21 protein-coding genes and 1 tRNA gene are annotated in these 20,267 nt (G+C 70.6%); 13 read left to right on the top strand and 9 right to left on the bottom strand.

The window, feature by feature from the left end:
- Positions 1 to 138 precede the first annotated feature (138 nt).
- From ACZ6TU_RS11435 to ACZ6TU_RS11410, 6 genes are all read left to right on the top strand, one after another.
- Positions 139 to 576 (top strand): DUF3052 domain-containing protein, encoded by a 438-nt coding sequence (locus tag ACZ6TU_RS11435; protein WP_010048512.1) that lies wholly within the window; start codon positions 139 to 141, stop codon positions 574 to 576.
- A gap of 132 nt (positions 577 to 708) precedes the next feature.
- The gene (locus tag ACZ6TU_RS11430; protein ID WP_010048511.1) at positions 709 to 1,167 is read left to right on the top strand and encodes a peroxiredoxin; all 459 of its coding nucleotides are present in this window, start codon (positions 709 to 711) and stop codon (positions 1,165 to 1,167) included.
- Between the two features lie 147 nt (positions 1,168 to 1,314).
- A complete protein-coding gene (locus tag ACZ6TU_RS11425) occupies positions 1,315 to 1,890 on the top strand; it encodes a calcium homeostasis/redox stress adaptation protein (RefSeq protein ID WP_467668987.1) in 576 nt (191 codons plus the stop codon).
- A gap of 95 nt (positions 1,891 to 1,985) precedes the next feature.
- Positions 1,986 to 2,561: a TerD family protein gene (locus tag ACZ6TU_RS11420; protein ID WP_467668988.1), complete on the top strand. Its 576-nt coding sequence runs from the start codon at positions 1,986 to 1,988 to the stop codon at positions 2,559 to 2,561.
- 125 nt (positions 2,562 to 2,686) lie between these two features.
- Complete coding sequence (locus ACZ6TU_RS11415; protein WP_467668990.1) at positions 2,687 to 3,835, top strand: DUF475 domain-containing protein; 1,149 nt, start codon at positions 2,687 to 2,689, stop codon at positions 3,833 to 3,835.
- A 130-nt stretch (positions 3,836 to 3,965) separates the two neighbouring features.
- The gene (locus ACZ6TU_RS11410) at positions 3,966 to 4,703 is read left to right on the top strand and encodes a TerD family protein (protein ID WP_467668992.1); all 738 of its coding nucleotides are present in this window, start codon (positions 3,966 to 3,968) and stop codon (positions 4,701 to 4,703) included.
- Positions 4,704 to 4,751: 48 nt separating this feature from the next.
- Here the strand turns inward: ACZ6TU_RS11410 and ACZ6TU_RS11405 are convergent, their stop codons facing one another.
- The gene (locus ACZ6TU_RS11405; protein ID WP_467668994.1) at positions 4,752 to 5,714 is read right to left on the bottom strand and encodes a TerD family protein; all 963 of its coding nucleotides are present in this window, start codon (positions 5,712 to 5,714) and stop codon (positions 4,752 to 4,754) included.
- 227 nt (positions 5,715 to 5,941) lie between these two features.
- On the opposite strand from ACZ6TU_RS11405, the gene ACZ6TU_RS11400 reads away from it, so the two are divergent.
- From ACZ6TU_RS11400 to ACZ6TU_RS11390, 3 genes are all read left to right on the top strand, one after another.
- Complete coding sequence (locus ACZ6TU_RS11400) at positions 5,942 to 7,108, top strand: HpcH/HpaI aldolase/citrate lyase family protein (protein ID WP_467668996.1); 1,167 nt, start codon at positions 5,942 to 5,944, stop codon at positions 7,106 to 7,108.
- A gap of 63 nt (positions 7,109 to 7,171) precedes the next feature.
- Positions 7,172 to 9,772 (top strand): phosphoribosyltransferase, encoded by a 2,601-nt coding sequence (locus tag ACZ6TU_RS11395; protein WP_469547885.1) that lies wholly within the window; start codon positions 7,172 to 7,174, stop codon positions 9,770 to 9,772.
- The gene (locus ACZ6TU_RS11390) at positions 9,772 to 10,590 is read left to right on the top strand and encodes an HAD family hydrolase (RefSeq protein ID WP_467668999.1); all 819 of its coding nucleotides are present in this window, start codon (positions 9,772 to 9,774) and stop codon (positions 10,588 to 10,590) included. Before ACZ6TU_RS11395 ends, ACZ6TU_RS11390 begins: the two co-directional genes overlap by 1 nt.
- Here ACZ6TU_RS11390 and ACZ6TU_RS11385 read toward each other — a convergent pair.
- From ACZ6TU_RS11385 to ACZ6TU_RS11370, 4 genes are all read right to left on the bottom strand, one after another.
- Positions 10,587 to 11,303 carry a DedA family protein gene (locus tag ACZ6TU_RS11385; RefSeq protein ID WP_467669001.1) on the bottom strand — a complete coding sequence of 239 codons (717 nt, stop codon included), beginning with the start codon at positions 11,301 to 11,303 and terminating at the stop codon, positions 10,587 to 10,589. The two genes, ACZ6TU_RS11390 and ACZ6TU_RS11385, sit on opposite strands and share 4 nt — an antisense overlap.
- 47 nt (positions 11,304 to 11,350) lie before the next feature.
- The gene (locus ACZ6TU_RS11380) at positions 11,351 to 11,578 is read right to left on the bottom strand and encodes an FmdB family zinc ribbon protein (RefSeq protein ID WP_467669003.1); all 228 of its coding nucleotides are present in this window, start codon (positions 11,576 to 11,578) and stop codon (positions 11,351 to 11,353) included.
- A gap of 22 nt (positions 11,579 to 11,600) precedes the next feature.
- Complete coding sequence (locus tag ACZ6TU_RS11375; RefSeq protein ID WP_467669005.1) at positions 11,601 to 13,004, bottom strand: hypothetical protein; 1,404 nt, start codon at positions 13,002 to 13,004, stop codon at positions 11,601 to 11,603.
- A gap of 74 nt (positions 13,005 to 13,078) precedes the next feature.
- Complete coding sequence (locus ACZ6TU_RS11370; RefSeq protein WP_469547882.1) at positions 13,079 to 13,939, bottom strand: DUF4097 family beta strand repeat-containing protein; 861 nt, start codon at positions 13,937 to 13,939, stop codon at positions 13,079 to 13,081.
- 202 nt (positions 13,940 to 14,141) lie between these two features.
- Here ACZ6TU_RS11370 and ACZ6TU_RS11365 point away from each other — a divergent pair.
- The 3 genes from ACZ6TU_RS11365 to ACZ6TU_RS11355 all read left to right on the top strand — a co-directional run bounded on the left by ACZ6TU_RS11365 (position 14,142) and on the right by ACZ6TU_RS11355 (position 16,074).
- Positions 14,142 to 14,213, top strand: a tRNA-Val gene (locus tag ACZ6TU_RS11365).
- 644 nt (positions 14,214 to 14,857) lie between these two features.
- Positions 14,858 to 15,316, top strand: coding sequence for a DUF6153 family protein (locus ACZ6TU_RS11360; protein WP_469547880.1), 459 nt, complete (start codon positions 14,858 to 14,860; stop codon positions 15,314 to 15,316).
- Between the two features lie 98 nt (positions 15,317 to 15,414).
- Complete coding sequence (locus ACZ6TU_RS11355) at positions 15,415 to 16,074, top strand: DUF305 domain-containing protein (protein ID WP_467669011.1); 660 nt, start codon at positions 15,415 to 15,417, stop codon at positions 16,072 to 16,074.
- Positions 16,075 to 16,084: 10 nt separating this feature from the next.
- Here the strand turns inward: ACZ6TU_RS11355 and ACZ6TU_RS11350 are convergent, their stop codons facing one another.
- Positions 16,085 to 16,438, bottom strand: a complete 354-nt coding sequence (locus tag ACZ6TU_RS11350) for a hypothetical protein (RefSeq protein ID WP_467669013.1) — start codon at positions 16,436 to 16,438, stop codon at positions 16,085 to 16,087.
- Positions 16,439 to 16,551: 113 nt separating this feature from the next.
- On the opposite strand from ACZ6TU_RS11350, the gene ACZ6TU_RS11345 reads away from it, so the two are divergent.
- Entirely contained in the window at positions 16,552 to 16,791 is a 240-nt protein-coding gene (locus tag ACZ6TU_RS11345; protein WP_467669015.1) for a DUF2277 domain-containing protein, read from the top strand.
- 29 nt (positions 16,792 to 16,820) lie between these two features.
- Here ACZ6TU_RS11345 and ACZ6TU_RS11340 read toward each other — a convergent pair whose 3' ends face one another.
- The 3 genes from ACZ6TU_RS11340 to ACZ6TU_RS11330 all read right to left on the bottom strand — a co-directional run bounded on the left by ACZ6TU_RS11340 (position 16,821) and on the right by ACZ6TU_RS11330 (position 20,177).
- Positions 16,821 to 17,426, bottom strand: a complete 606-nt coding sequence (locus tag ACZ6TU_RS11340; protein WP_469547879.1) for a DedA family protein — start codon at positions 17,424 to 17,426, stop codon at positions 16,821 to 16,823.
- A gap of 286 nt (positions 17,427 to 17,712) precedes the next feature.
- The gene (locus ACZ6TU_RS11335) at positions 17,713 to 18,165 is read right to left on the bottom strand and encodes a DoxX family protein (RefSeq protein ID WP_467669018.1); all 453 of its coding nucleotides are present in this window, start codon (positions 18,163 to 18,165) and stop codon (positions 17,713 to 17,715) included.
- 80 nt (positions 18,166 to 18,245) lie between these two features.
- Entirely contained in the window at positions 18,246 to 20,177 is a 1,932-nt protein-coding gene (locus ACZ6TU_RS11330; RefSeq protein WP_467669020.1) for an FAD/NAD(P)-binding protein, read from the bottom strand.
- Positions 20,178 to 20,267 lie beyond the last annotated feature (90 nt).

Below are 20,267 nucleotides of genomic sequence, written 5' to 3'. Positions count from 1 at the left end.
CCGCCAGGATCGTCACCGTTTCGGCGGTCTCAACGGCCGGGTACTTGCGCGATCCGTCCCGCCCGTGTGGACTACGGCCAATGCTTCGCGCACGCGCGTGGCTGAGATATTTCCCAAGACATGATCAGGAGGCACCCCGTGAGCGCGACCGCGGACCACGCGGAGGAGCGGACGAACCCTGCCGCCAGGCTGGGGTTCCAGCCCGGGCAGGTGGTCCAGGAGATCGGCTACGACGACGACGTGGACCAGGAACTCCGCGAGGCCATTGAGGGCATCGTCGAGGGCGACCTGGTGGACGAGGACTACGACGACGTGGCCGACGCCGTTGTGCTGTGGTTCCGTGACGACGACGGCGACCTGACGGATGCGCTGGTCGATGCCACCACGTACATCGAAGAGGGCGGGGCGATCCTGCTCCTCACGCCGAAGACGGGCCGTTCGGGCTATGTGGAGCCGAGCGACATCTCGGAAGCCGCCACCACGGCGGGCCTGACGGCGTCGAAGAGCGTCAGCGTCGGCAAGGACTGGAGCGGCAGCCGGCTGGCGACGCCCAAAGCGGCCAAGTCCAAGCGTTAGCCGTACGGCGCTTTCACGCGCCGGTCGTACGGAAGGGGCGGGCCGGCATCGTCGGCCCGCCCACCGGTCTGCGCCGGTCCCTGCGTAGGGTGGGGCCCATTCGAGAAGCCCCATGAAGGGACACCCACAACGATGGCGATCCAGGTCGGCGAGAAGGCCCCCGACTTCGAGCTCAAGGACAACCACGGCGCGAGCGTGAAGCTGTCCGACTTCCGCGGTCGGAAGAACGTGGTGCTGCTCTTCTATCCCTTCGCCTTCACCGGCGTGTGCACGGGCGAGCTGTGCGAGCTGCGGGACAACCTGCCGCAGTTCTCCGACCGCGACACCCAGCTGCTCGCCGTCTCCAACGACTCCATCCACACGCTGCGCGTCTTCGCCGAGCAGGAGGGCCTGGAGTACCCGCTGCTGTCGGACTTCTGGCCGCACGGCAACGTCTCACGCGCCTACGGCGTCTTCGACGAGGACAAGGGCTGCGCCGTGCGCGGCACCTTCGTCATCGACAAGGAGGGCGTCGTGCGCTGGACCGTCGTCAACGGCCTGCCGGACGCGCGCGACCTGAACGACTACGTGAAGGCGCTCGACACCCTGTGACGCCGGTCGGGCGTCATGCGCTCGACACCCGCTGATTTGTCGGCTCCAGGGCCTGCGAGGGACGGGAACCCGTCACTAGGATCGACTCGTTGATCCGACATCCGAGCAACACGGGGCATCCCGCCCCTGAACACCTATGGAGGACTCGTGGGAGTCAGCCTCAGCAAGGGCGGCAACGTATCGCTGACCAAGGAGGCCCCGGGCCTGACCGCGGTCATCGTGGGTCTGGGGTGGGACATCCGCACCACGACCGGCACCGACTTCGACCTGGACGCCAGCGCGCTGCTGCTGAACTCTTCCGGCAAGGTCGCCAGTGACGCGCACTTCATCTTCTTCAACAACCTCAAGAGCCCCGACGGCTCGGTCGAGCACACCGGTGACAACCTCACCGGCGAGGGCGAGGGCGACGACGAGCAGATCAAGATCGACCTCGCCGGTGTCCCGGCCGACGTCGAGAAGATCGTCTTCCCGGTCTCGATCTACGACGCCGAGACCCGCCAGCAGTCCTTCGGCCAGGTGCGCAACGCGTTCATCCGCGTCGTGAACCAGGCCGGCGGCACGGAGATCGCCCGCTACGACCTGAGCGAGGACGCCTCCACCGAGACCGCCATGGTCTTCGGTGAGCTCTACCGGCACGGCGCGGAGTGGAAGTTCCGCGCCATCGGCCAGGGCTACGCCTCGGGCCTGCGCGGCATCGCGCAGGACTTCGGCGTGAACGTCTGAGCCACTCAAAGGTCCCTCTGTCCGGCGCCGCACGGTTTACGTGCGGCGCCGGACGTGCAGGACCCACCTGAGAAACACCACCCGGGGAGGGAATCATGGGCGTCACGCTCGCCAAGGGAGGCAACGTCTCCCTGTCCAAGGCCGCACCGAACCTCACTCAGGTGATGATCGGGCTCGGCTGGGACGCACGCTCGACCACCGGAGCCCCGTTCGACCTCGACGCCAGCGCGCTGATGTGCAGCGGCGGGCGCGTGCTCGGGGACGAGTGGTTCGTGTTCTACAACCAGCTCAAGAGCCCGGACGGTTCCGTGGAGCACACCGGTGACAACCTCACCGGCGAGGGCGACGGCGACGACGAGTCGCTCCTGATCGACCTCTCCAAGGTGCCGCCCCAGTGCGACAAGATCGTCTTTCCCGTCTCCATCCACATGGCCGACGAACGAGGCCAGACCTTCGGCCAGGTCAGCAATGCCTTCATCCGCGTGGTGAACCAGGCGGACGGCCAGGAACTCGCCCGCTACGACCTCAGCGAGGACGCCTCGACGGAGACCGCGATGATCTTCGGCGAGGTCTATCGCCACCAGAGCGAATGGAAGTTCAGGGCCGTCGGACAGGGGTACGCGTCGGGGCTGCGAGGCATCGCACTGGACTTCGGGGTCAGCGTCTCGTAACGCGATATGAGCAAAACCCGGGGCCCGGTGGGGTGCGAAGGGGGGCCGACTAGACTTCGGCTTCAAAAGTTCGTAAAGCCGGGTACGGCACGGGAGAGACCCGTACACACACGATTGGGTAGCCAGTGCTTCTGAAAACCTTCGGGTGGTCGTTCGCGGTCACCGCGCTCGGCCTGGTCGCAGCGGTCCTCTACGGAGGGTGGGCCGCCCTCGGGCTCGTAGCGATCCTGTCCGTCCTCGAGATCTCGCTGTCCTTCGACAACGCGGTGGTCAACGCCGGAATCCTGAAGAAGATGAGTGCCTTCTGGCAGAAAATCTTCCTCACGATCGGCATCCTGATCGCCGTGTTCGGCATGCGGCTGGTCTTCCCCGTCGTGATCGTCGCTCTCAGCGCACAGCTCGGGCCGATCGAGGCCGTCGACCTCGCGCTCACCGACAAGGACCGTTACCAGGAGCTCGTCACCGACGCGCACCCGGCGATCGCCGCGTTCGGTGGCATGTTCCTGTTGATGATCTTCCTTGACTTCATCTTCGAGGACCGGGACATCAAGTGGCTCGGCTGGCTGGAGCGCCCGCTGGCCAAGCTCGGCAAGGTCGACATGCTGTCGGTCTGCATCGCGCTGATCATCCTGCTGATCTCGGCGATCACCTTCGCGACCCACGCCCACCAGCACGGCGGCACGCACGTCGACAAGGCGGAGACGGTTCTGCTCTCCGGTATCGGCGGCCTGATCACCTACATGATCGTCGGCGGTCTCTCCGGCTACTTCGAGGACAAGCTCGAAGAGGAGGAGGAACGCGAAAACGAGCAGGAGGAAGAGGCAGCCCGCGCCGGCAAACCGCGCTCCGCGGTCGTCGTGGCCGGCAAGGCCGCGTTCTTCATGTTCCTCTACCTCGAGGTCCTGGACGCGTCCTTCTCCTTCGACGGTGTGATCGGCGCCTTCGCCATCACCAACGACATCGTCCTGATGGCCCTCGGCCTCGGCATCGGCGCCATGTACGTCCGGTCGCTCACGGTCTACCTGGTCCGCGAGGGCACCCTCGACGACTACGTCTACCTGGAGCACGGCGCGCACTACGCGATCGGCGCGCTCGCCATGATCCTGCTCGTCACCATCCGGTACGAGATCAACGAGTTCATCACCGGCTCGGTCGGCGTCATCCTGATCGCCTGGTCCTTCTGGTCCTCCGTCCGCCGCAACCGCGCCCTGGCAGCGGCAGAGGGGAAAGCGGCGGGCTCGGACGACAAGACCGAGGTCTCGTCCGGGGTGTGACACCCCTCCGGGTGAGGAACGCTCTGTGCGGGGCGGCCACCGAGGCGAGTCCTCGGCGGCCGCCCCGTCGGTCGTCAAGGGCCGTGGGTACGGCGAGGACCCGCGGTCTCCAAGTCAACGTGGGGGCGGAATGGGCCTGTTCGACGGACTCCGGCGTGGGCGCGATGTGCAGTTCGACTCGGGCCACGCGGCAACCAACGCGATCGAACTGACCAAGCGGCACGCGCAGATATCACTCACCAAACAGGGCGCGGCCACCGGCCATCTCCGGGTCAACCTGAGCTGGCGGATGCGCACCTCCGACATCGGCGGCCCGCAGCGCGAGAGTCTGCTGCGGCACCCCTTCAGGGCCCTCAAACCGCCGGAGGTCATCGGCCACAGCCAGAGCGTGGTCAACGTCGACCTCGACCTGGGCTGCCTGTACGAACTCCAGGACGGCAGCAAGGGCGTCGTCCAGCCCCTCGGCGGCTACTTCGGCGACGTCAACGCCCCGCCGTACGTAAAACTCAGCGGCGACGACCGCTTCGGCTCCGCGTCCGGCGAGACGATGTACATCAACCTCGACCACCGCGACAACATCAAGCGGCTCCTGGTCTTCGTCTACATCTACGACGCGACACCCGCCTTCGACCGCGCCCACGCCATCGTCACCCTCTACCCGAGCAACGGTCCCCGCATCGAGATCCACCTCGACGAACGCCAGCCCCAGGCCCGCTCCTGCGCCGTCGTCATGATCGAAAAGGTCAAGGACGAGATCATCGTGCGCCGCGAGGCGAAGTTCGTCTACGGATTCCAGGCCGAGCTGGACCGGTTGTACGGGTGGGGGCTCCAGTGGGGCCGGGGCTACAAGACGAAGGTCGAGCGCTGAGGGCCGGGCTGCGGGCCGGGCCCTTGCGGGTGCCGGCCCTGGTTCCGCCTAGCGCCCGATGAACTGCGGGCCCTGCGGGGGCAGGCGGAAGTCCGGGTCGAGGGCCGCGGCGGCGACCGGCTGCGGGTAGCCGTAGCCGGACTGCGCCCCCGTGACGCCCGCCGTCGCCGGCGCCTGGGGGTAGCCGTACGCGGGCTGGCTGGTGGGATGCGGGTAGCCGTACGCCGGCTGGGTCGCCGGGGGCTGCTGGGTCGGGTAGCCGTACGCGGGCTGCGGGGGCACCACGGTCGGCTGCTCCGGCGGCAGCGGCCGGGACACCTCGGGGGAGGCCGGGGCCGGGGGCTGCTGGATGGGGGCGGAGGTCGTGGGCTGTGCCGGGTCGGTGGTCGCGGGCTGTGCGGAGCCGGTGGTCGCGGGCTGGGCCGCGCCGGCGGTGGTCGGTTGCCCGGCCGTCTCCTCGATCGCCTCCGACTCGTCCACCGAGATGCCGTAGTCGGTCGCGAGCCCCTGAAGCCCGTTCGAATAGCCCTCGCCCAGCGCCCGGAACTTCCAGCCCTCCCCGCGCCGGTACAGCTCGCCGCAGATCAGCGCGGTCTCCTCACCCGTCTCCGGCTTGACGTCGAAGTACGCCAGCGCTTCCGCGCCGGTGCCCGCCGCGTCGTACAGCAGAATGCGCAGGGCCTGTACGCGGTCGAACGTGACGCCGTCCGCCGAAGCGACCAGCAGAATCCGGCTGACTCCCGACTCGACACCGGCGAGATCGGTCTGGATCGTGTCGGTCAGGCCCTCGGCGACCCGCTTCTTGCCGAGCCGCCACACCTTCCCGGAAGGATGCCGGGGCTGGTTGTAGAAGACGAAGTCCTCGTCGGAGCGCACGCGACCGTCGGGGCCGAGGAGCAGCGCGGATGCGTCGACGTCCGGAACCCCCTGCCCGGATGTCCAGCGCAGCACGGCGCGCACCGTGGTGACTTCCAGCGGGACGTTCGACCCCTTCAGCATCGCGTGCGTCATGCGGTCATCCTGCCTTCTCGGTCCTGCTCACGACAACGCGGGGCCCGCGGTGCCACGAGGGGCGCCGACGGCCCTCGCGGACTACCGTCGTCATGACCGGGTCCGGCTGTGTTTGCCCGCGTTACCTGAAATTCATGCCTGACGGGAACCTCTGCTAGGACTTCTACGTACTATTACCGGCCAGCTTTCGACGATTCGCAGGTCGCACAACCACACGGGGGAGTTCCATGCGTCATTTCGGGCACGTCGCCCCTGAGGTGCGGAAGCGTCTCTTCTATCGCGAGCCGTGCACGTTCACCGCGGATTCGCCGGGCCGGCTGCTCTCGGCCGCCCTCGGTGCCACGCTCTACAGCCCGGCCACCCGGGAACGCCTCGCCGACGACATCCTCAAGCAGGCCGGTCGCGGCGTGGTCTCCATGGTCCTGTGCCTGGAGGACTCGATCGACGACGCGGACGTAGGCCCGGGCGAGGAGAACCTCGTCCGCCAGCTCACGGCCCTCGCCGACCGCCCGGGCGCGGACCTGCCGCTGCTCTTCATCCGGGTCCGCGTCCCCGAGCAGATCCCCGACCTGGTACGACGCCTCGGGTCCGCCGCCCGGCTGCTGTCCGGATTCGTACTGCCCAAGTTCACCGAGGAACGCGGCATCCCCTTCCTGGAGGCGCTGGCGAGGGCCGAGGCCGAAAGCGGCCGCCGCCTTTTCGCCATGCCGGTGCTGGAGTCGCCGGAGCTGCTCTACCGCGAGTCGCGCGTGTCGACCCTGGAGGGCATCTCCCGGGCGGTCGACAAGTACCGCGACCGCGTGCTCGCCCTGCGCCTCGGCGTGACGGACTTCTGCTCCTCGTACGGGCTGCGCAGAGGCCCCGACATGACGGCCTACGACGTACAGATCGTCGCCTCCGTGATCGCCGACGTGGTGAACATGCTGGGCCGCGCCGACGGGACCGGCTTCACCGTGACCGGGCCGGTGTGGGAGTACTTCCGGGTCCAGGAGCGCATGTTCAAGCCGTTGCTGCGGCAGAGCCCCTTCCTTGAGGTGCAGGCCGCGGAACTGCGCGAGAAGCTGATTGAGCACGCCATGGACGGCCTGCTCAGGGAGATCTCCCTGGACCACGCCAACGGACTGCTGGGCAAGACCTGCATCCACCCCTCGCACGTGCTGCCCGTGCACGCCCTGTCGGTCGTCAGCCACGAGGAGTTCTCGGACGCCCAGGACATCCTGCGCCCCGAGCGCGGCGGCGGGGGTGTGCTGAGGTCGGCGTACACGAACAAGATGAACGAGGTGAAGCCGCATCGGGCCTGGGCCGAGCGGACGCTGCTGCGTGCCGAGGTTTTCGGCGTGGCGAACGAGGACATCGGCTTCGTGGAACTGCTCGCGGCCGGCTTGCGCGACTGAACGCACGGCATCCGAGGAACGCAGGCTCGCCGGAGAGAACGGCGACTTCGACGCAGGGAATTCATGGAGAAGGCAGTGAACGAGCGGGTGCACCACCAGGTGCGCGACGGGGTGCGGGCCGGGACGGTCGGCGGTGCCGACGGCGTCTGGTCGGGCAGCTGGGTCGCCGAGCGGCTCGGCGTCGAGCTCGTCGGCGACGACGGGCTGACCGACTTGCTGGGACTGGCCCTGCGCCGCAACCCCAAGCGGGCACACCTGCTGGTGTCCAACGTGCTCGGCAAGCACGTCCCGCAGTCGCCGTCCGCGGTCTACGGCTACGGCTTCGAGCTGGGCCGCCGCGTGCGTGAACTGCTGGGCGCCGACGAGGCGCGCCGCGCGGTCGTCCTCGGCTACGCGGAGACCGCGACCGGCCTCGGCCACTCCGTCGCCGACGGCCTGGGCCTCGCCCCCTACCTGCACTCCACCCGCCGCCCCGTCGCCGGTCTCGTCCCGGCCGGCGGCTTCGAGGAATCCCACTCGCACGCGACCTCGCATCTGCTGCTGCCGGAGGATCCCGCGCTGCTCACCGGCGACGGGCCGCTGGTCCTGGTCGACGACGAGTTCTCCACGGGGAACACGGTGCTGAACACCATCCGCGATCTTCATGAGCGGTACCCGCGGCGGCGGTATGTCGTGGTGGCGCTGGTGGACATGCGGTCGGTGGCCGACGCGAGCCGCCTCGCGGAATTCGCCCGGGAGATCGGCGCCCGGGTCGACCTGGTGGCGGCGGCCTCGGGGACCGTGCGGCTGCCCGAGGGGGTGCTGGAGAAGGGGCAGGAGTTGGTGGCGCGGTACGAGTCCGAGAGTGCCGCGGAGGGTCGTACGTCGGCTGCCGAGCCCCTAGAGGCTCGGGGAACCGCGCGAACAGCCCTCACCGGCCTGCACCCGGAAGGCGAGCGCACCGACCCCCACGTCACCCGCATAGACCTGCGCTGGCCCGAGGGTCTGCCCGACGGGGGCCGGCACGGTTTCACCCCCGCGCACCGGGAGCGCCTGGAGGCCGCCCTGCCCGCCATGGCCGCCCGGCTCGCCGAGGCACTGCCCGCCGATGCCCGCCGCGTGCTCGTCCTCGGCTTCGAGGAGCTGATGTACGCCCCGCTGAGGCTGGCCCGGGAGCTGGAACAGGCGGTCCGCGCCGACGTGCGCTACTCCACCACCACCCGCTCGCCCGTCCTCGCCGTCGACGACCCCGGTTACGCGATACGCACCCGCCTGGTCTTCCCCGCCCACGACGACCCCGCCGACGGCCCGGGCCAGCGGTATGCCTACAACGTCGCGGGTGCCGGCTTCGACGCGGTGATCGCCGTCGTCGACTCGGCTGCGGACACGCCCTCGCTGCACGCGCCCGACGGCCTGCTGGCCCGGCTCGCCGCGCACACGCCGCTGGTTCTCCTCGCCGTCGTGCCGTCGTACGCCCCCGAGACCGCGCCCGTCCGCGAGACCCCGCAGCCTTCCGAAAGGCCCTCCATGCTGCCCGAGCCCCTCCGTGGCCCCGCCTTCTCCTCGTACGCGCCCGAGGAGGTCGGCTGGCTGCTCCAGGACCTCTCGGACGTGACGCTGGAGGCGCCGACCGAGGAGCGCGAGGAGGCGATCCAGAGCGGCGGCGCGCACTACGCGGAGTCGCTGCCCGTGGAATACCAGCCGAGCGAGCAGTACCAGAAGCTGTTCCACACCGCGCTGGAGGAGTCGGCGGCCCGTATCGCCCAGGCGGTGGGCGTGGTCACCGAGACGGTCCTGGCGGAGCGGGGCCCCCGCCCCGTCCTGGTCTCCCTGGCCCGTGCGGGGACCCCCGTCGGCATCCTGATGCGCCGCTGGGCCCAGCACCGGCACGGCCTCGACCTGCCGCACTACGCCGTGTCGATCGTCCGTGGCCGCGGCATCGACGCCAACGCCCTGCGCTGGCTCGCCCGGCACCACGACCCCCGGGACGTCGTCTTCGTCGACGGCTGGACCGGCAAGGGCGCCATCACCCGCGAACTCGCCCAGGCCCTGAAGGAGTTCGAGAAGTCCGACGGCATCACCGGCTTCAGCCCCGAGATCGCGGTCCTGGCCGACCCGGGCTCCTGCGTACGGACCTACGGCACCCGCGAGGACTTCCTCATCCCCTCCGCCTGCCTCAACTCGACCGTGTCCGGCCTGATCTCGCGGACCGTCCTGCGGGCGGACCTGGTCGGACCGCACGACTTCCACGGCGCGAAGTTCTACCGCGAACTCGCAGGCACCGACGTCTCGGTGACCTTCCTGGACGCCGTGTCCGCCCGCTTCCCCGAGGTCGCTGACGCGGCCTGTGCCCAGGCCAAGGAACTGCTCGCCGCCGACCGCTCGCCCAGCTGGGAGGGCTGGGCCGCCGTCGAGCGCATCAGTGAGGAGTACGGCATCCACGACGTGAACCTCGTCAAGCCCGGCGTCGGCGAGACCACCCGGGTGATGCTGCGCCGCGTGCCCTGGAAGGTCCTGGCACGCGCCGGGGCGGGCAGCGACCTCGACCACGTACGCCTGCTGGCCGAGCAACGCGGCGTACCCGTCGAGGAGGTCGACGGACTGCCCTACACCTGCGTCGGCCTGATCCACCCCAAGTACACCCGGGGCGCGACCGGCGCCGACGGCAAGGCGGTGACGGTCTGATGCCCGCACTCGTCGCGAGCGACCTCGATCGCACCCTGATCTACTCCTCTGCCGCCCTGGCGCTGACCATGCCGGACGCACGGGCGCCCCGGCTGCTGTGCGTGGAGGTGCACGAGAGCAAGCCGCTGTCGTACATGACGGAGACGGCGGCCCAGCTCCTCACCGACCTGGGCGACGCGGCCGTGTTCGTGCCGACGACGACCCGCACGCGCAAGCAGTACCAGCGCATCAACCTGCCGGGCCCGGAGCCCACATACGCGATCTGCGCGAACGGCGGACACATCCTGGTGGACGGCGTGTCCGACCCCGACTGGCACGCGCAGGTCACCGCGCGGCTGGCCGACCAGTGCGCGCCCCTGGCCGAGGTGCAGGAGCACCTGCTGAGGGCCGCCGACCCGGTCTGGGTGCGCAAGCACCGCGTCGCCGACGACCTCTTCGCCTACCTCGTCGTCGAGCGTGAACTGCTGAACGAGGACTGGGTGAAGGAACTGGCGGTCTGGGCGGAGAACCGCGGCTGGACCGTGTCCCTCCAGGGCCGCAAGATCTACGCCGTGCCCAAGCCGCTCACCAAGAGCGCGGCGATGCGCGAGGTCGCCCGCCGGACCGGGGCCGATCTCACCCTCGCCGCCGGTGACTCCCTGCTCGACGCCGACCTGCTCCTCGCGGCCGACCAGGGCTGGCGCCCCGGCCACGGCGAGCTGGCCGACACCGGCTGGACGGCCCCCGCGCTCAGGGCGCTTCCCGAGCGGGGCGTCCTTGCGGGGGAGCGGATCCTGCGGGAGCTCCTCGCTGCCGCTGGGCCTGGCCGGTTCGCCTAGGAGCTCGGGGGGTGCGGTGATCGCGCGGGTGCGGCTTCGCCGTGGCTGGTCGCGCCCCGCGGCGGAGCCGCAGATCGACACAGCCCCGCGCCCCTTTCGGGGCGCCCCAGCAACCGCACCCCGACAAGTGCCAGCGCTGCCAGCCCGGCTAGAACAAGGACCACCTTCGAATACGTCGAGACGACGGTCGTCACCTGGTGCCAGTTCGCGCCGAGGAAGTAGCCCGCGAGGACGAACGCCGTGTTCCAGATCGCGCTGCCCAGCGTGGTCAGCCCGAGGAACACCGGCAGGCGCATGCGCTCGACGCCCGCCGGCACGGAGATCAGGCTGCGGAAGATCGGGATCATCCGGCCGAAGAACACCGCCTTGGTGCCGTGCCGCAGGAACCACGCCTCCGTCCGCTCGATGTCGGAGACCTTCACCAACGGCAGCCGGGCCGCCACCGCCACCGTCCGGTCACGGCCGAGCAGCGCACCGACTCCGTACAACGCGAGCGCGCCCAGCACCGAGCCGGCCGTCGTCCACAGCAGGACGGCGAGCAGGCTCATCCGCCCGCTGCTCGCGGCGAACCCGGCGAGCGGCAGGATCACCTCGCTGGGCAGGGGCGGGAACAGGTTCTCCAGGGCGATGGCGAGACCGGCACCCGGCGCGCCCAGCGCGTCCATGAGGTCGTTGACCCACTGCGGTCCGGCGTCCGCGGTGATGGCTGTCATGCCGCCAGGCTAGGAAACCGAAGCTGAAGACCTCCTGAGGAGAGGCGTCAGCCGCAGCAGCCGCCACCGCAGCAGCCGCCGCCACTGCTTCCACCGCCCGCGCGGGGTGCCGGTGCCGGGGCGGAGGCCGAGCCGCCCACCGCGACGGTGGACAGGAGCTTCACCGTGTCGTCGTGACCCGAGGGGCATGCCGCGGGAGCGGAGGACTCCGCCATGGGACGGCTGAGTTCGAAGGTGTCGCCGCAGGTCCGGCAGCGGTACTCGTAGCGAGGCATGCGCACAGGTTAACCGGCGCGGTCAATGGCCGGCGGACCCGCGCTCCTCGCGGATCTGGGAGACCACGTGGGACACCGCCCGGCGTACCGTCTCCGTTTCCGTGAGGAAGTGCCAGTAGTCGGGGTGGCGGCCGTCGAGGGTGGCGATGGCGCGTTCCAGGCGGGACACCGCGTCGTCCAGAGGGCGGGCGTGGCGCGGGTCCGGGGTGTTGCGGCCGGCCATGGCGAGACGCTGGGCGTCGCGGATGGCGAAACGGGTGCGGTCGATCTCCTGCTGGGGGTCCTTCTGCACGGCGTTCAGGCGGTGCAGGCGGTCGCCGGCGGCCGAGACGGCCTCGTCGGTGGTGTTCAGGAGGGCTCGTACCGTCGACAGCAGGGCCGTGGCATCGGCCCAGCGCTGTTCCTCGCGGGCGGTGTGGGCCTCGGCCAGCTTCGTCTCGGCCTGGCGTACGTTCTCGGCGGCGACGCCGGGCACGCGTTGCAGGTCCTGCCAGCAGGCCATGGTGAAACGGCGGCGCAGTTCGCTCAGAATCGGCTCGACCTGCTCGGAGCGGGTGGTGAGGGCCTGGGCGCGGGTGCGCAGGGAGACGAGCCGGTGATCGATCTCGGCGGCGCGCTCCGGCAGCCGCTCGGCCTCCACGCGGACCGCTTCGGCCCCGCGCGTGACCCGCTCGGCCCGCTCCAGGGTCTGCGGCACGCCGTGCTGCCCGGCGCCCTGATTCAGCTTGGTGAGCTCGGGGGACAGGGCGGCGAGACGGGCGGCGAGGTCGTCGGCCTTCAGCCCTGTCGCCCGTACCGAGTCGAGGGCGTTGGAGGCGGCGAGCAGGGCCTGGCGGGCGCGTTCGACCGCGGGGGCGAGGCGGGCCAGCTGGGTCTCGGCCTTGCCGAGCAGCGGGCCCAGGCCGTCGGTGAAGCGGTCCAGCTCCTGCTTGACCCGGCCGAGTTCCTCCTTGGCGGCGGTCAGCTCGGCGCGGGCGCGGGAGGCAGCCGAGGCCTCCAGGTCGTCGCGGTCGAGGTCATGGGCGTCGACCGCGCTGATGTACTGGTGGCTGGCTTCGTCGATGCGCCGGCCGAGCGCGTCGAAGTCGGTGACGGCGCGCCGGGCGGCGGGGGAATCGTCGACCGCGGTGATCGTCTCGATCGAGATGCGCAGGTCGCGTTGCGCGGTGTCGAGCTCGTAGAAGGCGGCCGCGGCGGCGTCCTTCGCGGCCTGTGCCTCGGCCCGCTGGCTCTCGGCACGGCCGCCGAACCAGCGCCGGGTCCCCCCGCCCGCGAAGGCGGCGGGCAGCGACAGCGCGGCCAGCAGGGGCAGTCCCATCAGGGTGAGAGCGTCACGGAGCGGGCCGGGGGTACGAGGGAGGCGGCGGCGCGGGCGGTGAGCGCGCGGCACCGACGGCGAGTACGGCTGCGCTGGAGTCGCCGTCACATCCCTCTCCCGTGCTGTGGTCCACCCTGCCCGGTGTCATTCTCCCACCGGTTAAGGACGAACACACGGGCCGGTTAGTTCGCCGTTCGGACCGTCACTTTGCCGTCGCCGGTGTGGGCGGACACCACATGGGAGCTGCTCTCGTCGCGGGGGACAGACACATTCACGCCGCCGTCACCGGTGGCGGTGGTCACGCGGTAGGTGGCCTTGGGGAGTGCGATGGTCACGGAACCGTCGCCGCTGCGGGACTGCACGCGGTCCGGTACGGCGCCGAGCTCCAGACGGACCGAGCCGTCGCCGGTGCGGGTGCGGACGTCACGGGAGGAGACGTCCGCCCGGATGGATCCGTCACCGGTGCGCATCCGCAGCGGGCCGGTGGTGTCGGTGACGCGAATGGATCCGTCGCCGGTGCGCAGCTCCAGGGGGCCGGTGGTGTCGGTGACGCGGACCGATCCGGCGCCCGTGCGGATGCTCAGCGGGTCCCGGAAGCCGCGGGCGCGCACGCTGCCGTCGTCGTCCTGGACCTTCACGGTGACGCCCCGTGGTACCTCGATGCGGTGCTTGCCCGAGCAGTCGACGACGACGCCGGAGCACTTCAGCCGCAGCACCAGCCGGTCGTCCCGCATGGACCAGGTGGCCTTGGGATCCTTGCCGACGACGACCGACCCCTGGAACCACCGGGTGACTTCGATCCGGCCCGACGGGTTCGAGTCGGCGGCGACGATCTCGAGGGCCGAGTCGTCGGAGTCGACGGTGAGCGTGCGGCTCTGGAGGTCGAAGGACCGGCGATCAGGGTCCTTGTCGTCCCCGGCGGACGCGCCGCAGGCGCTGAGACCGGCGACCAGCACCACGACGGCACCGGCGACGGCGACCGCGCGGGCAGAGACTGTGCGGGTGGTGCCAGTGGTGCCAGTGGTGCGCGTGCTGCGGGCCATGACGATCTCCCCCTGGACGGACGACGAGCGCGCTCTCGGGCGCTCTACGACCGTATGGACCCAGGGCCCGCCGGGGGATCCGGGTCACTCCCGGATCGAAGGTGGGGTTAGCCCCCGGCCCGACCCACGGATACGGGTTTGCGGGACCGTGCCCCAGGCAATGTAGGCTGTCGACTCGTCCTGGGCGTATGGCCCGGGAGCCGGGTGCGTAGCTCAGGGGTAGAGCGCCTGCCTTACAAGCAGGATGTCGGCGGTTCGAAACCGTCCGCGCCCACGGTACTGAGTAGCAGGTCAGAGGCCCCCAGGGACTACCCTGGGGGCCTTTCCCGTGATCGAAGTCCACATAGAGTCCACAACCCCAAACGATCATGTTTCTCCATCACCGATCGGGCGACCTGATCGTCGGGGCGTGAGATCTACGCTTCCCAGAGACGACGAGGACGGCGCGGCTCCCCACCGCGCGCCTGACACAGGCTCGTCGTCACCTACGGGACCCGGCCCGGGGAGGATCGGCCCGCAGGCGGCGACTCCAGTCGAACGTGTCGGCGGGCTGTCGGCGCCTCCGCCGCCCGTGGCGACGCCGGCGATGACGAAGAGGGCGATGATGCCCGCACAGCCGAGGCCTGCGATCTTGCCGGCGCTGCGCTTCTTCGGCGGCTGGGGCGCCGGCGCCCCGTACCCCGGCTGCTGGGGCGGGTGGGGCTGGTTCGGCTGCTGCGGGTACTGCTGGCTCATGGGTTCCCCTCGAGATCATTCGCGGCGTGCGGACGTACGACCTGTGCAGGAGAAGTGCAGTTGTAGAAGCCCGAACGAGTTCACTCGATCGGGGCGCGGGTCGCCGCACGCCTGGCGGGGGCCCGCATACGCGTCCGGGGTACCGGATGGTCAGAAGCGCCCGGGCCCACATCGGGCCCTACGATGGGCGTCGTGAACAGCTCCCTACGGCGCACCCTGCGAGCAGCCGCCCCGCGGTGGCGTGTGCTGTGTGTGCTGGGGCTGTTCGTGGGGCTGCTCGGGATGCACGGGCTGGCGCCCGGGGGTGGTGTTCCGCAGCAGGAGCACATGCTCCAGGCGCGTACGCAGCAGACGCATGTCCAGGCCATGACGCATGTCCAGGCCATGGCGTGCGGGCACGGACAGGTCAGCCCGCACGGTTCCGAGGCGCAGGACGGGCACTGTGGTGGTGGGCATGCCCAGCATGCCGACGCGACCTGTGCCTCCGGCGCCGTCGGGGGCGGGCCGGTGTTGCCCTCGCTTGTCGCCGACCCGGTTTCCGGGTGTGGGCCGGAGGCCGTCGTACGGGCGTGCGGGGTTGTGGAACCGGACAGTGCGCGCGCCCCGCCCTCCCTCGCCGAACTCCAGCTTCTGCGGATTTAGACACCTCGCACGTGCCGTGTCGGCGTCAGCGCCGGTGCGGTGCGTCGCCGTGTCCGGAGTCCGTCAGTAACACAAGCAGCAGAAGCCGGAGTTCACCTATGAGCAGTGTTCGGACCCTCACCCGCCGGGTCGTCCTCGTCGCGGCGACCGTCGGCGCCGGAGCCGTTCTCGTCGCCTGTGGCGGGAACGGTGGTGACAGCAGCGGTAGTGGCAGCGGGCACGAGGCGCACGCCTCCGCCTCCCCGTCTGCCGGTGACGAAGCCGGTACCACCGCCGGTGCCCACAACGCCCAGGACGTCTCCTTCGCGCAGGGCATGATCCCGCACCACCAGCAGGCGCTGGAGATGGCGCGACTGGCCGACGGCCGGGCCGCCTCCGGTGCGGTCAAGGACCTCGCGGCGCGGATCGAGAAGGCGCAGGATCCGGAGATCAGGACCATGACCGGCTGGCTGAAGGCCTGGGGCGAGGACGTTCCCGAGGCCGGGGGCGGCATGGACCACTCGGCCTCGGGGCACTCCGGGATGCCCGGGATGATGGGCGACGAGGACATGGCCGGACTGGAGAAGTCCTCGGGCAAGGCCTTCGACACGAAGTTCCTGACCCTGATGGTGGAGCACCACGAGGGTGCGGTGGAGATGGCCACCACCGAGAAGAGCAAGGGCCGCTACGGCCCCGCCAAGGCCATGGCCGACGACATCGTCACCGCTCAGAACGCCGAGATCAGCGAGATGAACAAGCTCCTCGGGAAGAACGGCTGACGTTCAGTCGCTACGAGGCGCCGTCGGTCTCCTCCGGCGGGGCCTCGTGTGCGTGCTTCAGCTCCGAGCGGGCCACCACCCGCTCGGGGCCGGATAGTTCGGACCAGTAGCGGTGCGTGCTGACGAACACCGCGAGCTCGTGTTCACGCTGCCGGAGCTTCTCCACTTCGGCCTGTTCGTCGGCTGTCCAGCCGGGGGAGGCGGGGCGCTCCACCTTGCGCCAGCCGTTGTCGTCGCTGAAGCCGTCCAGTGGTTCCACCGACCAGGGGAGTCGCTTCAGCAGGGCCGACAGTTCGGCCCGGACCTGATGGAGTTCCTCCTGACCGGCGAGGAGGTCACTCGGAAAGTCATAGGTCGTTGCCACGGCCCAATGATACGCCTGTTCGAATTGAGCGGGCGAGTTCGTTCCCGTGGTTCATGCGAACGAGTGTTCCTGCTTCGTTCCCCGCAGATGGGCGCAGGGGTCAGACTGGGAGCATGTGCCGGAGTATCAAGACCCTTCGTCCGCCCGCGATGCCCGAAGAGGCCACGGAGGCGGACATTCGGGCTGCCGCGTTGCAGTACGTGCGGAAGGTTTCGGGCTTCCGCGCCCCCGCCGCTCACAACCAGGAGGTGTTCGAACGCGCCGTGGAGGCCGTCGCGCAGGCCACGGCCGAGTTGCTGGACGGGCTGGAGATCCGTGGCGCCGGGGCCCAGCGGGCAGTCGGCGCCGGCTGACGCTCAGGGCACCTCGGAACGCCTTGGCGCTACGACACCCCCGCCGCCCGCGGCTCCCTGCGCATCAGGTACGCCGCCCCCGCCCCGGCCCCGAACAGCGCCCCGACCGACACCGCCGTCCCCAGCCAGCTCGCGCCCAGCCAGTGGGCGCCGAAGTAGCCGAGGGCGACGCTGTACGTGGCCCAGGTGAGACCCGCCAGGGCCGACCAGGGGAGGAAGTCGCGGGCGCGGCGGTGGGCGGCGCCGGCGCCGAGGGAGACGACCGAGCGGCCGGCGGGCGCGAAGCGGGCGAGGACGACGAGGGCGCCGCCGCCCCGCGCGAGGGCCGCGCCGAGACGTTCCTGCGCGGTGGTCAGGCGCCGGGAGCGGGAGATCGCCCGGTCCAGACGGTCGCCGCCGCGCCAGGCGAGGCGCCAGGCGGCCAGGTCGCCCAGGACGGAGGCGGTGGCCGCGCAGAGGGTCAGCACCAGGATGTCGGGCACGTCGGCCGCCGAACCCGCGGCCGTCGCCGTCGCCGCCGTGATCACCAGGACGCCGCTGGGCAGCACCGGCAGGAACACGTCGAGCAGGACCGACAGGGCCACCACCGCGTAGATCCATGGGCTGCCGAACAGCGACCCCACATGCTCCAGCACCGCAACTCCCCGTTGGTCCCCCGTGGGCCAGACCGTGCCGCGGTGTCGCGGCGGAGCGGCAGGAGTGGCCGATGACAGCCGTACAGCGTACGCCTGGGGTGTGACGGGTGATTCACGGGGGGCTCGTATGTTCGGTACCGACTGTTCAACTCGTCCCGAGTCGTCACCCGCACCGAACGGCACCCGCCCCGCACTGCACAGGAGCGGCCCCCCCCATATACCGGAACGGCGCCCTCCCTCATGCGAGGGAAGGCGCCGCTCTGCGCAACGCTGTCCGGGCGGCGGCTCAGGCCGCCACCGGCGTCTGGTCGGTGGACTGCCGTCCCTGCGACGATGTGCGCTTGGCCAGCAGCCGGTCCACTCCGAACGCACCGGAACCCGTGAAGATCAGCAGGAACATGGACCAGCAGTACATGGCCGCGCCCTCGCCGCTGTTCTCGATCGGCCACAGTCCCTGCGGCTGGTGGACCTTGAAGTACGCGTACGCCATCGCTCCGGAGGATATGAACGCAGCGGCGCGGGTGCCCAGACCCAGCAGCACCAGGATGCCGCCGACGAGTTCGATGACGGCCGCGTACCAGTTCGGCCAGGCACCGGTCGCCGCCGTGCCGCCCTTGCCGTCCACGCCTCCGAGGACACCGAAGAGCGCGACGGCGCCGTGGCAGGCGAAGAGGAGGCCGATGACGATCCGGAACAGTCCGAGAGCGTACGGCTGCGCGCCATTGAGGCGTGCGGTCATGTGGGGGTCTCCTTCGGTCGGCCGGCCAGGGGAGGGCCGGTCGGGGGACAGAACCGATCAGTAACCCACGTTAGGTCTGCCTAATAGATGCTTGCAAGTTCAACATTTGGCCACCGATTTACCTCCGGCTGGGGCCCACTTTCAGCCGCAACCGCACGTAGAGCCGCTCTCGCCACCGCATCCGCGTCCGAAAACATGACCGAATCCACACCCGGGCGAGCCCCCGCGGCCGTCACCCAGTGCACGCCCTCCGTCGGCACCCCGAAAGCGAACCGCCTGGCGTGCGGCGATCCTTGACGGTCTATCAGATGATAAGGGCGTGGTGTCACATCCAACCCGCCTGTCTCATAACCGTCGACGGTGTGCGGACGGCACTGTCCGGTCCGCAGCAGCTCCGTGAGGAGTCCGTCGGTTGTTTTTCGCAGATCGGTTTCCGGCAGCCGGGCCTCTATGAGGGTTCTCACACGGACGACCGAACCCGGCACGTCGGGGGAGTGCGCCGCCCAGGCTCCGTCCACCTCCGTCACCTTCAGGCGCGGCCCGAGCACGCGCACCACCCCCGCCTCCACCAGGGCCGCCAGCTCCTCGACGCGGCGCCGGGGCGGGCCGATGGACAGGAAGGCGTTGAGCGGGGTGTACCAGCGGTCCAGGTGGTCCCGGCGGGAGGCGCCGGGGAGGCCGCCGTGGTCGACGACCAGCCGGAGCTCGTTGCGCAGGTCGCGCAGCACGTCCAGGGCTGCCTTCAGCGGGCCGCGCACATTGCCCAGGGCGGCCTGTGCGGCGTCCTCGCGCAGGTACGACAGCAGCCAGTCGCGCCACTCGCCGGGGTGCGCGAAGTCCCGTCCGGCATACGGCCGGGAGATCCGCTCCCAGCACCAGCGGTCGGCGTCCGCCACGCCGAACTCGCCCAGCAGTACCGCCTCTTCGGGATCCCCGTGCGGTACGGACAGGAAGTGATCGGTGAACTCCTGACAGCGTCGCGCGGAGGCTCCTGCCCGCCGGAGCAGCGCGGTGCAGTACACCGTCTCCACCTCCTTCGCGACCAACGGCCATATCTCCGCCAGGAAGTCGGGCGCCTCCCCGGAGTCGGCGCGCTTGCGGAAGCCCGCGATCACATCCGGTGTGAGGACCAGCGGGACGTGCCGCCCGTACGCCCCCTTCGCGTTGTCACCGCGGGCCTGGTACGGGATGCCGCGCCGGGAACCGGCGTACAGCCGCGGTTCGCGGCCGGAGGGGAGATAGCGCAGACCCTGGGCGTCCCGCACGAAACGGCCGCCGCGGCCGGTCGTCAACAGGGCCGTGTGGTCGAAGAAGTTGAGGCCGAGACCGCGCAGCAGTACGGGTTCGCCGGGCGGTACGGAGGACAGGTCGACGTCGGCCGGGTTGGCGGGCGGGACGTGGCGCAGGCCGTGGTGTGCGGCGTGGGCCGCGAGGCGCCGCTGGACCGGGTCCGCGGTCGTCGGCAGGTGCCCCTGGGCCAGGACCACGGCGGACAGGCCGGTCAGGGTGCGGCCGTCGTCGAGGGCGAGGGCCTGGTGGCCGCCGGGGGTGTCGTCGAGCCGTACCGCGCGTGCCCGGTGCGTCTCGACGCGGACGGCCGTCGGCGCGTCCCGTACGACCTGTGCGAACACGCACTCCAGGTAACGGCCGTAGTCGGCCCGGGTCGGGTACTCGTCCGGGCCGAGCGTGCCGCGCGCCCACTCGTACAGGCTCGGGCCCGGGCGGATCGGGCCCGAGCAGTCCACGGTGTCGTCGGTGAACAGGGTCACCTGGCAGGCCACGGTGTTCATCAGCAGCTCGGGCGACTGGTCGGTACGCCAGACGCGACCGGGACCCGGCGGATCCGGGTCGATCACGTGGACCGTCAGCCGGGCCCCGGGCGGGAGGAGCTCCGGGGCGGAGGCGCAGAGGCGTTCCAGGACGCTGGTGCCGCGCGGGCCGGCGCCGACCAGGGCGACGGAGAACGGTGCGGGTTCCTCGGTCGGTACGGATTCCTCGGTCGACGCAGACAAGGGTGGGACTCCCGGGCGTGTGGGGCGCGTGCGGTGGTCCGTCGGTGGGGAAGCGGACGGTCCGCCTCATCATGCCGTCGCCGGGAGGGG

It is taken from the genome of Streptomyces sp. NPDC052064 (genome assembly GCF_055585925.1).
This window is presented reverse-complemented; position numbering and strand designations above follow the sequence as displayed.